12 protein-coding genes are annotated in these 14,002 nt (G+C 39.6%); 2 read left to right on the top strand and 10 right to left on the bottom strand.

All coding sequences use genetic code 11. The features are described from left to right. Positions 1-112: 112 nt before the first annotated feature. From HMPREF1505_RS09400 to gcvT, 6 genes are all read right to left on the bottom strand, one after another. Positions 113-718 carry a riboflavin synthase gene (locus HMPREF1505_RS09400; RefSeq protein WP_036924895.1) on the bottom strand — a complete coding sequence of 202 codons (606 nt, stop codon included), beginning with the start codon at positions 716-718 and terminating at the stop codon, positions 113-115. Between the two features lie 758 nt (positions 719-1,476). After that, positions 1,477-2,841, bottom strand: coding sequence for a dihydrolipoyl dehydrogenase (lpdA, locus tag HMPREF1505_RS09395; RefSeq protein WP_036924892.1), 1,365 nt, complete (start codon positions 2,839-2,841; stop codon positions 1,477-1,479). Positions 2,842-2,875: 34 nt separating this feature from the next. Then, positions 2,876-4,366: an aminomethyl-transferring glycine dehydrogenase subunit GcvPB gene (gene gcvPB, locus HMPREF1505_RS09390; RefSeq protein ID WP_036924891.1), complete on the bottom strand. Its 1,491-nt coding sequence runs from the start codon at positions 4,364-4,366 to the stop codon at positions 2,876-2,878. 31 nt (positions 4,367-4,397) lie between these two features. After that, on the bottom strand, positions 4,398-5,708 hold the full coding sequence (gene gcvPA, locus HMPREF1505_RS09385) for an aminomethyl-transferring glycine dehydrogenase subunit GcvPA (RefSeq protein ID WP_036924889.1): 1,311 nt from the start codon (positions 5,706-5,708) through the stop codon (positions 4,398-4,400). Positions 5,709-5,836: 128 nt separating this feature from the next. Then, positions 5,837-6,217: a glycine cleavage system protein GcvH gene (gene gcvH / locus HMPREF1505_RS09380; protein WP_036924887.1), complete on the bottom strand. Its 381-nt coding sequence runs from the start codon at positions 6,215-6,217 to the stop codon at positions 5,837-5,839. Positions 6,218-6,255: 38 nt separating this feature from the next. After that, positions 6,256-7,341, bottom strand: coding sequence for a glycine cleavage system aminomethyltransferase GcvT (gene gcvT, locus HMPREF1505_RS09375; RefSeq protein ID WP_036924885.1), 1,086 nt, complete (start codon positions 7,339-7,341; stop codon positions 6,256-6,258). Between the two features lie 246 nt (positions 7,342-7,587). Between gcvT and HMPREF1505_RS09370 the strand changes: the two genes are divergently transcribed. Beyond that, on the top strand, positions 7,588-8,673 hold the full coding sequence (locus tag HMPREF1505_RS09370) for an FMN-binding protein (protein ID WP_036924883.1): 1,086 nt from the start codon (positions 7,588-7,590) through the stop codon (positions 8,671-8,673). Between the two features lie 519 nt (positions 8,674-9,192). On the opposite strand, the gene HMPREF1505_RS09365 is transcribed toward HMPREF1505_RS09370, so the two are convergent. From HMPREF1505_RS09365 to HMPREF1505_RS09350, 4 genes are all read right to left on the bottom strand, one after another. Next, positions 9,193-9,945 (bottom strand): shikimate dehydrogenase, encoded by a 753-nt coding sequence (locus tag HMPREF1505_RS09365; RefSeq protein ID WP_036924881.1) that lies wholly within the window; start codon positions 9,943-9,945, stop codon positions 9,193-9,195. Positions 9,946-10,185: 240 nt separating this feature from the next. After that, the gene (gene ubiE, locus HMPREF1505_RS09360; RefSeq protein ID WP_036924879.1) at positions 10,186-10,920 is read right to left on the bottom strand and encodes a bifunctional demethylmenaquinone methyltransferase/2-methoxy-6-polyprenyl-1,4-benzoquinol methylase UbiE; all 735 of its coding nucleotides are present in this window, start codon (positions 10,918-10,920) and stop codon (positions 10,186-10,188) included. 132 nt (positions 10,921-11,052) lie between these two features. Further along, complete coding sequence (locus HMPREF1505_RS09355) at positions 11,053-12,003, bottom strand: phosphoribosylaminoimidazolesuccinocarboxamide synthase (protein WP_013265187.1); 951 nt, start codon at positions 12,001-12,003, stop codon at positions 11,053-11,055. Between the two features lie 21 nt (positions 12,004-12,024). Then, positions 12,025-12,972 carry a PhoH family protein gene (locus HMPREF1505_RS09350; protein ID WP_013265343.1) on the bottom strand — a complete coding sequence of 316 codons (948 nt, stop codon included), beginning with the start codon at positions 12,970-12,972 and terminating at the stop codon, positions 12,025-12,027. A gap of 108 nt (positions 12,973-13,080) precedes the next feature. Here HMPREF1505_RS09350 and HMPREF1505_RS09345 point away from each other — a divergent pair, with 108 nt between their 5' ends. Beyond that, positions 13,081-13,875: a DUF5715 family protein gene (locus HMPREF1505_RS09345; RefSeq protein ID WP_036924877.1), complete on the top strand. Its 795-nt coding sequence runs from the start codon at positions 13,081-13,083 to the stop codon at positions 13,873-13,875. Positions 13,876-14,002: the final 127 nt, after the last annotated feature.

The raw sequence follows: 14,002 nt of genomic DNA, 5'->3' as shown, positions 1-14,002 counted from the left end.
AACTTATTTTTATAATAAAACAACCCTAAACAACACTGAAATAGCTTTCTTTACTCTATTTCCTACGTTGTTTAGGGTTGTTAGATGCTATGACAATAAATATTTACAATATCTATTTTGTAAAGCTGTTTAAGCGTGCTATATATTTGCCAAGAATGTCAAACTCGAGGTTTACCACAGTGCCAATATGAATGTCAGCAAAATTGGTATTCTCTCGTGTGTAAGGAATGATGGCTACCTTAAAGCTGTTATCTGTTGGTTCGCAAACAGTCAGTGAGACACCATTGACCGTAACTGACCCTTTATCAACAGTGAAATAGCCACGTTGTGCCATCTCTCGGTTACACGGATATTCGAAGGTGAAATAGGTACTACCATCTGCATCTTCCATATTAACACACTTTGCTGTTTGATCGACGTGACCTTGTACGATGTGTCCATCTAATCTACCGTTCATAATCATTGAACGTTCTATATTCACACGATCTCCCACTTTGAGTAAGCCTAAGTTCGAGCGTTCAAGGGTTTCCTTCATGGCTGTCACCGTATAGGTATCGTCTTGGAAGCGAACGACTGTAAGGCACACGCCATTGTGCGCAATACTTTGGTCAATCTTCAATTCCTTTGTAAATGAACATTGAAAGGTGAAATGGATATTCTCCTGTTCATGTTCAATCCCTCTAAGGATTGCCATCTCTTCTACAATTCCTGAGAACATTGCTAAATTTCTTTTATTATCCCCTTTAAGAAAGCTTAAATGAAGGTATAAGTATTGATAGATAATCTTTTATAACTTCACAGGCTACTTATAGGAGGTTAGGTTTTACATAATTACTATACGCTTGAATAATTGAAAAAGGTGGGGAATCACTTGGAAACCCCACCTCAATCCCTCTTCTTATAAGAAATGGGAAATAGAAAAGTCGTATCGACGATGTGATGAAAAGTCCGAGTATCAATGATAAGAGAGCTCCTCGTCTTTGTAATCCACTGACCTTGCGGCTTAGTCGCTGGAATGCGATTTATGTGGCCCGCCATTAACAAAAGAAGTCATCTCGGGTTTTCTAATTTATTTGATGACTATCCCGATCGAATCGATACGACTAAATCTGTATCCTTTCTGCGTGCAAAGGTAGCATAAAGATTTTTATCCTCCAAACATTTTATACTTAAAAGTATTTACTTCTGGAGGTGAATCCCTTTGTTCTTTGTGTTGAAAGGAGCAGAAATGATAATGTTCTTTTGTGTATAACTTTAATAGTTTATTGGTTTTGTAACCTTCTTTTGACAATAATTTGCTCTCGTTTTAACCATATATTAGAAGGCGTTAAACCCTCCGCACAATTGGTGCTAAGTATTAACACCACATGTACTAAGCCTCCGCACCATACGTGCTAAGTATTGACACGTTGATAAAATGAGGGAAGAAAGGCTCATTATTGTCATTTTAGAGAATGATACTAATATCCCTATTTTTTAGAGGAGTGCATCTTGTAGAATCTCACTTAACGTAGGATGGATATGAATGATGTCACGTATCTTATCCAGTTTAGCATCATAATTCATTAAAGCTGCAACTTCTTGAATAAGGTCGGCAGAGTGAGCACCATAGCAGTGTGCACCTAATATAGAGCCATCTTCAGCTATAAGCACCTTTATCATACCTTCAGTTTCTTCCATGCTTAAAGCCTTACCATTGGCACGATAGAAACCTTTTCGAGTAGAGTACTTGATTTCCTCAGCTTTACACTGGTCTTCAGTCTTACCTACGCAGGCTGCTTCTGGATATGTAAAGATCGCAGATGGCATGATATTAAGTCTAATGTTATCGTCCTTTCCAAGAATATGATTGACAGCGCGGAAGCCTTGGAAGGTTGCTGCATGCGCTAACATTTGGCGTGCATTGACGTCACCGATAGCATATACACCCTTTACATTTGTTTCCATATTGTCATTGACAACAATACCCTTTGCGTTTACTTCTATACCAGTCGATTCAATACCGATATTGTCGAAGTTAGCTTGACGACCGGTAGCAATCAATACAAGGTCGGTATCAATTCTATCTTCTTTACCCTTTTTGTCGAATACAACGGTTGTATACTCCTGTCCACTCTCTGCAGGTGATAGGATTTGTTTTACTGCACTCTGCATGTAGAAGGTCACACCTCTTTTCTCTAATGTCTTCCTTAAGCGTTTAGCTATATCGCTGTCAATAGGAGGGAGGCTTTCCTTCATAAATTCAATAACTGTCACTTCACTACCGAATGTTGAGAAAGCTGAAGCAAATTCCATTCCGATAACTCCTGCCCCAATGATTGTGAGGCGGTTAGGAACTTTCGCAATAGAAAGTAATTCCGTGGATGTGACAATGTTTTGTGCTGTTTCAGACTGGCTCAAGAAGTCTTCTTCACTCATGAAAGGTGGCATCTTTGAACGTGAACCAGTCGCAATGATGATATGCTCAGCCTCTATTTGTTCGCCATTTACTTCAACAACATGGTCAGAAACAAAACGAGCCTCACCTATAATAAAATCTATACCAGGCTGACTAAGTAAAGTGCTTACGCCCTCTCTAAGTTGATTGATAACTCCTTCTTTCCTCTCCATTACCTTCGCAAAATCGAGTGGGGGAGTCGTTTCGTAAAGAGAAGAAGTCGTAAGGCGTAGCTCTGCATCATGTGCAAGGCATTTCGTAGGAATACAACCAGCATTCAGACACGTTCCACCAGGCTGTGCTTTCTCAATGATTGTCACTTCCAAACCATTCTGAGCAGCATAGGAAGCGGTTCGGTAACCACCAGGTCCCGAACCGATTATTAATAGATTTGTTTTTTTCATATTCAATCTCTTATAGAGTTACTGTGGAGATATGCTATACATTCTCCTCTACGTCGTTGACAAGCTGACGATAAGTAAGGATTGGATGCTTAGCTGCAAGAACATCATCTACACGTCCAATAGGTGTGTTGTATGGTGCTCCCTTAACAAGCTCTGGGTTCTCAAGAGCCTCTTTAGCAATAGTATGCATCACCTCTATAAATCCATCAATAGTGTCCTTACTTTCTGTTTCTGTTGGTTCAATCATCATAGCCTCATGGAACAGAAGTGGGAAATATATTGTTGGAGCATGATAGCCATAATCAAGTAAGCGTTTGGCAACATCCATTGTTGTTACACCGGTACTCTTATCCTTCAAGCCATCGAATACAAACTCGTGTTTACAAAGTGTGTCAATAGGAAGCTCGTAATCATCCTTTAAACATTCCTTGATATAGTTCGCATTTAGAGTTGCAAATGGTCCAACCTCCTTGAGATGCTTCTTGCCAAGTGTGAGAATATAAGTGTAGGCACGAAGAATAACGAGGAAATTGCCGAGGTAACCACTAATACGAATATTATCAGATGAGAATTCTCCTGTCGTATCTGGATTGTCAATAACAAAACCATCCTTCGTCTTCTTTACATGTGGCTTTGGTAGGAATGGAATTAGTTTCTCACCGACACCGACAGGACCAGCACCAGGACCACCTCCACCATGTGGTGTAGAGAATGTCTTGTGTAGATTGAGGTGAATAACATCGAATCCCATGTCTCCAGGACGTGCTGCACCTAATAGTGGGTTGAGGTTGGCACCATCATAGTACAGCAGACCGCCACAGTCATGTATGAGCTTAGCAATCTCTGGAATATCTTTCTCAAAGAGACCTAAGGTGTTAGGATTGGTCATCATCATACCCGCAATGTCATCACCCAAGAGAGGTTTTAAGTCGTTGACATCAACAAGTCCCTCAGCTGTACTCTTTACTTCTACAATCTCTAAACCGCAAACAGCAGCAGAAGCAGGGTTAGTACCATGAGCAGAGTCAGGTACGATAACCTTTGTTCGCTTTGTGTCACCACGCTGTTGATGGTAAGATGCTATGAGCATCAAACCTGTTAACTCGCCATGTGCACCAGCGTATGGATTAAGTGTGACTTCTGCCATACCCGTAATAGAAGCAAGAGCACGTTGAATATTGTATTCAACCTCCAATGCACCTTGGACTGTTTCAATAGGTTGGTGAGGGTGAAGGGCTGTAAAGCATGGCATTGAAGCTATCTCTTCGTTGATGACTGGATTGTACTTCATCGTACAAGAACCCAGAGGATAGAAACCGTTATCAACGCCAAAGTTATTTTCACTATGATTAGTATAATGACGTACAACCGTCAACTCATCACATTCTGGTAGCTCTGCATCTTTCTCTCGTTTGCAGAAGTCGGGTAAAGGATGATGGCCAAAACGATTCTCAGGGAGGCTATAAGCACGTCTTCCTGGATGTGACAACTCAAATATCAGATTGCCATATAGTTTATTATTCATTGTTGCGTAGATTTAGAAAAACTTTGTGTGACTATAATAATCCGACGAGTGTATCAATCTCCTCTTTTGTACGTTTCTCTGTAACGGCAATAAGGAGTTTATCATCATCAACCTTGATGCCTGGGAGAATACCCTGTTTGATAGCCTTGTCGAAGAAGGTGTCGCGTTCCTTTATTTGAATAAGGAACTCATTAAAGAAAGGCTTGTTGTGAACAAGCTTAACTTTACCTGTACTAAGGAGTTGCTCGCAAAGGTAATGTGCACCATCATAGCCCATCTGAGCAGCTTCTTTTATACCCTCCTTTCCCATCATACTCATGTAGATTGTAGCATAAAGCGCCATCAAACTCTGGTTAGAACAGATGTTTGAAGTTGCTTTCTGACGACGGATATGCTGTTCACGTGCTTGTAGTGTCAGTGCGAATACACGCTGTCCACGGCTATCGCATGTCTTACCAACGATACGACCTGGGAGTTTTCGCATTAGCTTTTCAGTTGAACACATGTAGCCAGCGTATGGTCCACCAAATGCCATTGGAAGTCCAAGACTCTGAATATCGCCTATAGCAATGTCTGCACCCCATTCTCCTGGTGTCTTTAATAAAGCAAGGTCAGCTGCAACACTGTTAATAATGAACAGTGCCTTTTCTTCATGGCAAGTATCAGCAAAGCCTGTAAAGTCTTCAATAATACCATGTCGATTAGGCTGTTGTACGATAACTCCAGCCACACCGCCTGCCTGCAATTGGTTCTTTAAATCTTCGTGTGAAGTCTCTCCATCAACCGCTTTGATAGCCTTGAGCTTAATGCCATGAAAATGTGCGTAAGTCTTTAATACGCCAATGATATTCTTGCATAAAGTCTCAGAATATAATACTGTGTCAGCCTTCTTGGCATTATCGAAAGCTACCATCATAGCCTCAGCAGTTGCTGTAGTGCCTTCATACATAGAAGCGTTGGCGATATCCATACCAGTAAGTTCAGCCATCATACTTTGGAACTCAAAGATATAATGGAGTGTTCCTTGTGATATTTCAGCTTGATAGGGGGTATATGATGTAAGAAACTCCGAACGACTGAGAAGATTCTGAATAACACTTGGCGCATAGTGGTCATATACACCTCCACCTGCGAAGCAAGTAAGCTTGTCATTCTTTTGTCCAAGTTTCTCAAAGAAAGCGCGTATTTCTAACTCGCTCATCGCCTCAGGAATATCATAATCTCCCTTGAAACGGATGCTCTTGGGTACTTCAGCATATAGGTCTTCAAGCTTCTTTATGCCAATACGGTCAAGCATCTGTTGTATATCCTCACCTGTGTGAGGTAAAAACTTATGAATCATTTGTTTAGGATTGAATAGGTTAGTAGTAGACTGATATAAATATAAATAAGCGTTTATAAGCGATGATAGGCTTTTCTATCATCACCTATTTGCACTTATAAACGCCCATATATTTATTTCGTAGAACTTTATTCTGCACAGAATTCTTCGTAAGCTTTAGCATCCATAAGATTCTTCAGCTCCGCAGTATCTGTAAGTTCAACTTTTATAATCCAGTTTTCGTATGCATCTTTATTGAGCAAGTCTGGCTCATCTTCCAATGCCTCATTAACTTCGATAACCTTACCAGAGACTGGAGACTTGAGGTCTGAAGCAGCCTTAACACTCTCGATAGCACCGAAATCTTCGTCTACTTCAATGTCATCGTCTACATCTGGCATATCAACATATACGATGTTACCTAAAGCGTGCTGTGCATAATCGGTAATACCAATATAGCCAACACCTCCAACTACTTTCACGAATTCATGTGACTCTGAATAATAGAGTCCTTCAATTACTTTTGCCATAATATTATTTTTTTGATTGTTTATTAGCTTTATCGATTTTATTTCTTATAGTGATTCTCATAGAATTTCTTCTTAACAACAGTGCCTGGGAAAGTCTTCTTGCGGATTTGGATTTCAAGTCTATCACCCATCTGAACGGAAGCATCTACCAATGCGACAGCACAACTCTTATCAACAGAGATGAGGTGGTAGCCCGTGGTGACTTCACCGACTTCAACACCATCTTTCAGAACCTTGTATCCATGACGAGGAATAGCATTATCGTCTAACTCAATACCACGGAGACGCTGGCTGACACCTTCTGTCTTTTGTTTCAAAAGGGCTTCCTTTCCGATAAACTCTTCTTTATCAAACTTCACGAACATTGATAAGCCTGCCATGACTGGGGTTATCTTATCAGAAAGTTCATTACCATAGAGTGGCATGCCTACCTCAAAACGCAAGGTGTCTCGGCAGCCTAATCCACAAGGTTTTACGCCAGCTTCAATCAGTTTATCCCATATCTTTACGATATATTCAGGTGTGCCATAAACTTCAAAACCGTCTTCTCCAGTGTATCCTGTACGAGAAACGATAACCTCAGTACCATCTTGCTGAAGGCGCTTAACCTCATAGAACTTCAATTCTTTGCAAGCAAGACCGAGCACATCTTCTAACATGCTTTCAGCCTTTGGACCTTGAATTGCTAACTGACCATAAGCTTCGCTCTTGTTCTCAATAATAACATCGAAACCTTCTGCGTTCTGTTCAATCCATGCTACGTCCTTATCAATGTTGGAAGCATTGATTGTCATGAGGTACAAGTGGTCGTCAAGTTTACAAATACATGTGTCATCTACAACTCCACCATCAGGGTAGCAAATCATACCGTAAAGCACCTTACCCGCAGCAAGTCCGTTTACGTCATTTGTAAAGATATGGTTAATAAACTTGTCTGCTTCGGGACCTGATACTATAACCTCTCCCATGTGAGACACATCAAAAACTCCGCAATGTTCTCTTACTGCGTTATGCTCATCAATAATTCCTGTATATTGGATGGGCATGTCAAAGCCTGCAAAAGGGGTGATAAGTGCGCCTAATGCTACGTGTTTGTCATATAGACATGTTCTTTTGTTTGGCATATTGTTTAGGTTTATAAGTTTGGTTCTTCGTTTGGTAGCTTGTAAGTATATGCTTAGGTAGACCTATTTGCAAAGTCTGATTGCAAATATAGGAAAAAGCCGTGAGGAGGCAAAATAAAATCTAATATTTTGATGTTAATAAAGTTAAAGTATAAAAAAGTTCAATTATCTGTATCTCACATTAGGTTGATTTCGATATTTATTTGTATTTTTGCATTTCCCAGAATAAAAAGATGTATCAGTTTAATGAAGAAACTTCAACAATTATTTTTGTTATTAGCCTGCATATTGGTTTTGGCAGTTGCGGCTGTACAACGTGATGGAAAACTATTGGGTAATCGTGTGTTTAGTAATGATAATAAGGAAACAAAAAACAAGATAGATACCCTTCGTACATTAGATGATGGTAGGGTTGTTATCAATACCACTTATTTAGCAAAGGATGTAAAGGGCTTTGGAGGCCCAGTTCCTTTAGAGATTTATCTTAAGAAAGGAAAAGTACAGCAGGTAAAGGCATTACATAATTCTGAGACCCCCGAATTCTTCCAAGAAGCCAGTGAATTGTTAAATTGTTGGAATGGTAAAACGACCGAACAGGCGTTGGCTATGAAGGTTGATGGCGTAACTGGAGCCACTTACTCTTCAAATGCTATTATTGGAAATATGAAGGCTGGTTTACAGTATGCGGCTAAGAATGTGAAAGAGACTTCATTCTTAGATAGACTGGACTTACGAGCAAAGACGATAATTGGTTTTATTGTTGTTCTTATGGCAGCTATTATTCCTTTGTTTGTTAAGAATAAGCGTTATCGTGTCTTCCAGCTCTTATTGAACTTTGTGGTTTTAGGCTTATGGGGAGGAACATTCATTTCATGGTCTGTTCTTGTTGGTTTCATGTCTGGTGGTATGAATGTATGGATATCATTGATTCCTATCATTATGTTGATAACAGCCTTCATTTATCCCCTTTTTGGTAAGAAGAATTACTATTGTACACATGTTTGTCCGTTAGGCTCTGTACAAGAGTTGGCGGGAATGACAAATCATAATAAGTTGAAGATGAGCAAACAGACTGTACAATATCTTGAACATTTCCGTAAACTATTGTTTTGGGTGTTGATGATCTTGATGCTTGCAGGTGTTTGGTCACAGTGGATGGATTATGAATTGTTTGTAGCTTTTATATTTAAATCAGCAGCTTGGGTAATTATTCTGATAGCTGTTGTGTTTATCTTGCTGTCATTCTTTGTACCACGTCCTTATTGTCGCTTTGTCTGTCCAATGGGAAGTCTATTAAAGTTGCCTACAACTAAGGTTACGAAATGGGTGTAGTGTAGGAATAAGACTTCCCACATCTATCTGTAAGTAAATAGGCAAGGATTATGTTTCTGTTGTGAAAAATATTGACATTAAGTGGTTAATTCCCCCTTTAAATGGTCAAAAATCACCTCTGTTTGATACGTTCGTAACCTACAGAGAATCAGATATTTGTAAAACGTGAAAGTAAAAGGTGCTTAATTGGACTTCAAAAGGGCGTTAGTAAGACCTCAAAAGGGCATCTTTTGCAAGCTTATTGGGCGTCTTTTAGAAGCTAAAAGAGCATGTTCTTAAAAATAGGGAGTGAAAAATTAGGACAAATGCTCTTATACCAATCTCTTTTCAAATGAGTAGGGGAGATGACGATGTGTTTTCCCTATATAAAATAAGGAGGAAAGATTAAGTTAATCTTTCCTCCTTATTCCTCATCTCCTTTCAGAAAGTTTTATGGGTCTTCAGTAATTTGGAGTGATAAGGCTTACCTTATTATGTAAGGGCTTTAGTTTTTCACTATATATTTTGGATGAATCAGTTTTATTTCTGTTCTTCTCCTTCCCAAAACTCCCAGCTTGCGAAAGCCTGTAGAAGAAGCATTTCAAGACCATTCTTTACAATAGCTCCATGCTCACGCCCTTTTGTCATAAATAAGGTTTCATCAGGGTTATATAGTAGGTCGTAGAGTAGTGTGTGGCTGTCCATAGCCTCGTATGGAAGCGATGGGCATACCTCCGTATTGGGATACATGCCGAGTGGAGTACAATTAACAATCACATTATACTCACGAATAATCTTAGGAGTTATTTCTTCGTAAGTTAAAACTTCAGCTCGTTTTGTACGTGATACGAACTTCGTTTCCAGTCCGAGCGACTTTAGCCCATAGTTGATAGCCTTTGATGCACCCCCAGTTCCGAGGATAAGTGCCTTCTTATGGTGGCGTTCAAGTAAAGGTTCAATACTACGTGTGAAGCCAATCACATCGCTATTGAAGCCTTTAAGTATAGTTTTATTGCCTTTGTGGGTGACACGAATAACATTTACAGCACCAATAGCTTTAGCTTCTGGACTAAGACTATCAAGATAAGGAATTACCTGTTCCTTATAAGGAATGGTCACATTCAGTCCACGTAATTGAGGATTAGCATCAATTACCTCTTTGAAATCCTCTATAGATGGAATTTCAAAGTTGATATATTGGGCATTGATGTGTTCGTTCTCGAATTTCTCATTGAAATAGCCAATAGAGAAAGAATGCCCTAATGGGTAGCCAATTAGTCCGTACTTGTCCATATCTTTACCTTGTTCTATAAATTATTTTATCCATCCGTTACATCGAACGATATTCTACTTACAAACGAACTTTCCTGTCACTTCTGTCATTCAAATCGGTTGCTTAATGCTCTGTATTACACTTGTTTAACTTGAAGTGTTAAATGTGACAGGAAAATGAAATCAAAACTATTATGATAGTATGTTTAATAATGCCTCCCTATCTTATTAGGTTTTGTAAGTCAATATCTCAGAAGAATCCTATTTCTCTGCAAAATACATTGTACAGATACCGAATGTCAATCGGCGGAAAGAGCTTTTCGCAAAGCCTGCTTTTTGGAATATCTCCATCATCTTTTCGCCTTGTGGGAAAGCCTCAACAGTCTTGTTAAGGTATTCGTATGCACTTTTATCTTTTGAGATAAACTTAGCATAGTTCAGCAAGAATGTGTTAGAATAGATGCGGAAAAGTTGTTTCATTGGGAACTTAACAGGTGTTGTCAGCTCTACAATGCTCAGGTGTCCACCCTTCTTCAGTACACGGCAAATCTCAGCAAGTCCCTTATCAAGGTTCTGGAAGTTACGAATACCGAATGCAGCTGTCACAGCATCAAACGTATTGTCAGGAAAAGAAAGGTTAAGACAGTCTTCCTTCTGGAAAGAAATGACATCACTCAGTCCTGCAGCTTTAACCTTCTCACGACCGATAGCCATCATACCTTCAGAAATATCTGCACCGATAAGATGTTCTGGCTTCAGCTCTTTGGCTGCAAGAATGGCAAAGTCGCCAGTACCTGTAGCAATGTCAAGCATCTGCTTTGGACGGAAAGGCTGCAACTGACAAATAGCTTTCTTACGCCATCCCTTATCAATATTTCCTGAAAGTCGATGATTTAGGGTGTCGTAAGTTGGTGCGATGTTATCAAACATCTTTTCTATTAGTTTTCCTTTCTCGCCCTCTCCATCATAGGGCTTAATCTTTTCCTGCTCGTACATAATTCTTTTAATTCATAATTCATAATTCTAAATTTATAATTATGATTACTATTCTTTGATGTTATGTTGTTTGTCAGCGAATAGTTCTAATCAGAATTAAGAACTTAGAATTATGAATTAGTATTTATCATTTTACTTTCTTGAAGCCAGATACTGCTTTACATTCTTCTCGATGCGTGCAGCAATATCACCATCTTCAACAGCCTTGTCAAACTTCTCGCCTGTGATATGCTCGTAAAGCTCGATATAACGGTCGCTAACTGTCTCAGCATATTCATCTGTAATCTCAGGCATTGTCTGTCCTGGCTCATTCATAAAGTTGTGCTCGATAAGCCACTGACGAAGGAATTCCTTAGAAAGCTGCTTCTGTGGTTCTCCCTTCTCAAGTTTCTCCTCATAACCTTCTGCATAGAAGTAGCGGCTTGAGTCTGGTGTGTGAATCTCATCAATGAGGTAGCACTGACCATCACGCTTACCAAACTCATACTTTGTATCAACGAGTATCAAGCCCTGCTTTGCAGCAATCTCCTGACCACGTGCAAAGAGTTTGCGTGTCCAGTCTTCGATGATTGCATAGTCTTCTGCAGAAACAATACCCTGCTCAATAATCTCTTCCTTAGAGATGTTCATGTCGTGACCTTCGTCAGCCTTAGTAGTTGGAGTTACGATTGGCTCTGGGAAACGCTCGTTCTCACGCATACCATCAGGGAGTTTTACGCCACAAATCTCGCGACATCCGTCCTTGTAGGCACGCCATGCAGAACCTGTAAGGATTGAACGGATAATCATTTCAACACGAAAGCCCTCACACTTCAGACCAACGGTTACCATTGGATCAGGAGTAGCCAACTTCCAGTTAGGACAGATGTCTGTTGTCAGGTCAAGGAACTTGGCAGCAATCTGGTTCAAAACCTGTCCTTTGAACGGTATTCCTTTAGGCAGTACGACATCGAATGCTGAGATTCGGTCGGTAGCTACCATGACGATAAGATCGTCGTTGATGTCATACACATCACGTACTTTGCCGTGATACACACTCTTCTGTCCATCGAAATGGAATTCAGTTTTTGTTAATGCTTTCATTGTTTTTATGTTTATAGAGTCCTATCTCTTGTTAGCCTTATCGTGTGCTTCGTATGCGTTCACGATACGCGTAACTAATTTGTGTCTTACAATGTCTTTTTTATCAAGATTGACGACCGAGATACCATCCACACCATTTAGAATCGAAAGTGCTTCCTTCAATCCGCTCTTCTCTGCATGAGGGAGGTCTATCTGAGTCAAGTCACCTGTGATAACCATCTTTGTATTCCAGCCCATACGTGTTAAGAACATACGTATTTGTGCTGGTGTTGTATTCTGTGCTTCGTCAAGGATTACTACAGCATCACTCAGTGTTCGTCCTCGCATGAATGCCAAAGGAGCAATCTGAATGATATGTTTATCCATCATATCCTGTAGCTTTACAGCTGGAATCATGTCCTCTAAAGCATCATAAAGTGGTTGCAGATAGGGGTCAATCTTATCCTTCATATCACCTGGAAGGAATCCAAGTTTCTCACCAGCTTCAACGGCTGGGCGTGATAAGATAATCTTCTTTGCAGCTTTTTCCTTAAGAGCTTTTACTGCTAAAGCTATACTGAGGTAAGTCTTACCCGTTCCCGCTGGTCCAACTGCAAATATCATATCGTTTTTCTCGAAGGCATCAATCAGTTGCTGCTGATGCTCCGAACGACCTTTGATAGGTCTGCCCGATACAGAATAAACAAGGACGTCCTTTACCGCATCAGCTTTGGTCTTACGACCTTTCACGATATCAAGGATGTCCTCTTCTGTAATGGTGTTATACCGCTCCACATGCTTACGCATGGTTTCAATGTCTTCTTCAATCTTTACCATTTCTTCCTCATCACCTAAGATACGAATAACATTGTCTCTTGCAACAATTCTCAGCTTAGGGAAGAGCGATTTTATCATTTGGAGGTGACCATTGCCAACCCCATAGAAGACTACTGGGTCTATATCTTCAAGAACTATATGCTTCTCTATCAATTTTTTCTACTTTATATTTGTTCGCAAAGTTACTATAAAATAATGATACTTACAAATTATTCTTAATTCATAATTCGCAATCAGCAAAAACTTATTACCTTTGTATCAATGAAACAAAAAAAGAAGATAACAAAGAATCGTTTTTTATTGGGCTTCATTGCTATAACTTTTCTTTTAGCCATCATAAGGTTACTGTTTCCGTCTATCGCTCATGATAGGATGAAAGCATTATCCAAAGTTGATAGTGATAGCACGCATGTCATGGAAAAAGTTGATTCAGCTAAGATTAAAGCTCAATCAACTCCAAGTAATGTTAAGATGTCTCATTTCTTTACATCAGATGGATCACAGAAGAAAAACCGAATCGTTGGTGTAAGAGATTATGAAGAGAGCTTTCCTGACTCGCAGCCACAACAGCTTGATGCTGCGTTGCGTTATGGTGTGAAGCCTGTTGCTGATCGTGCTGATGCTGAGAAGCGTAAGAGCGAATTGGTATATGTTGGTAGTAATCCATATTATAATATGAAGAAGTTGAATAGTAGCATACCATACCTTGTGCCACGTGCTGCTATCTTACTTCAAGATATTGCCCGTAACTTTATGGATAGCTTGCAGACAAAGGGAGTGCCTATCAATAAACTTTTAGTTTCAAGCGTATTGAGAACAAAGGAAGATGTTGAGAAACTTCGTCGGTCTAATCATAATGCAACAGAGAATAGCTGCCACTTGTATGGTACAACCTTTGATATTGCTTACAATAAATATGCTTCAGTTACTCGTCCTGTGACAAATGATACTCTTAAATGGGTTTTAAGTGAAGTGCTTAACGACTTACGCTCACAAGGGCGATGCTTTATTAAGCATGAGAAACATCAGGGTTGTTTCCATATAACAGTAAGATAATTTAGTATTGAAAGCTATCATATCTTGAAATGCTTTTATGGGAAGCCGTAGCGGGATGAAAAATAATCGTTGTAGTATTAATATAATTATCAGATTATTTGGCTGTTAGAAAAAAAAGAAGTAATTT

The sequence above is a fragment of the Prevotella sp. ICM33 genome (assembly GCF_000517825.1).
GTDB lineage: Bacteria > Bacteroidota > Bacteroidia > Bacteroidales > Bacteroidaceae > Prevotella > Prevotella melaninogenica.
Note: the sequence above shows the minus strand (reverse complement) of the source record. Positions and strands in the feature narration are given on the sequence as shown.

Bases quoted from the DNA above. Each gene is read 5' to 3' on its own strand.
- HMPREF1505_RS09400 (WP_036924895.1), bottom strand. From the start codon at position 718: ATGTTCTCAGGAATTGTAGAAGAGATGGCAATCCTTAGAGGGATTGAA.
- lpdA (WP_036924892.1), bottom strand. From the start codon at position 2,841: ATGAAAAAAACAAATCTATTAATAATCGGTTCGGGACCTGGTGGTTAC.
- gcvPB (WP_036924891.1), bottom strand. From the start codon at position 4,366: ATGAATAATAAACTATATGGCAATCTGATATTTGAGTTGTCACATCCA.
- gcvPA (WP_036924889.1), bottom strand. From the start codon at position 5,708: ATGATTCATAAGTTTTTACCTCACACAGGTGAGGATATACAACAGATG.
- gcvH (WP_036924887.1), bottom strand. From the start codon at position 6,217: ATGGCAAAAGTAATTGAAGGACTCTATTATTCAGAGTCACATGAATTC.
- gcvT (WP_036924885.1), bottom strand. From the start codon at position 7,341: ATGCCAAACAAAAGAACATGTCTATATGACAAACACGTAGCATTAGGC.
- HMPREF1505_RS09370 (WP_036924883.1), top strand. From the start codon at position 7,588: ATGAAGAAACTTCAACAATTATTTTTGTTATTAGCCTGCATATTGGTT.
- HMPREF1505_RS09365 (WP_036924881.1), bottom strand. From the start codon at position 9,945: ATGGACAAGTACGGACTAATTGGCTACCCATTAGGGCATTCTTTCTCT.
- ubiE (WP_036924879.1), bottom strand. From the start codon at position 10,920: ATGTACGAGCAGGAAAAGATTAAGCCCTATGATGGAGAGGGCGAGAAA.
- HMPREF1505_RS09355 (WP_013265187.1), bottom strand. From the start codon at position 12,003: ATGAAAGCATTAACAAAAACTGAATTCCATTTCGATGGACAGAAGAGT.
- HMPREF1505_RS09345 (WP_036924877.1), top strand. From the start codon at position 13,081: ATGAAACAAAAAAAGAAGATAACAAAGAATCGTTTTTTATTGGGCTTC.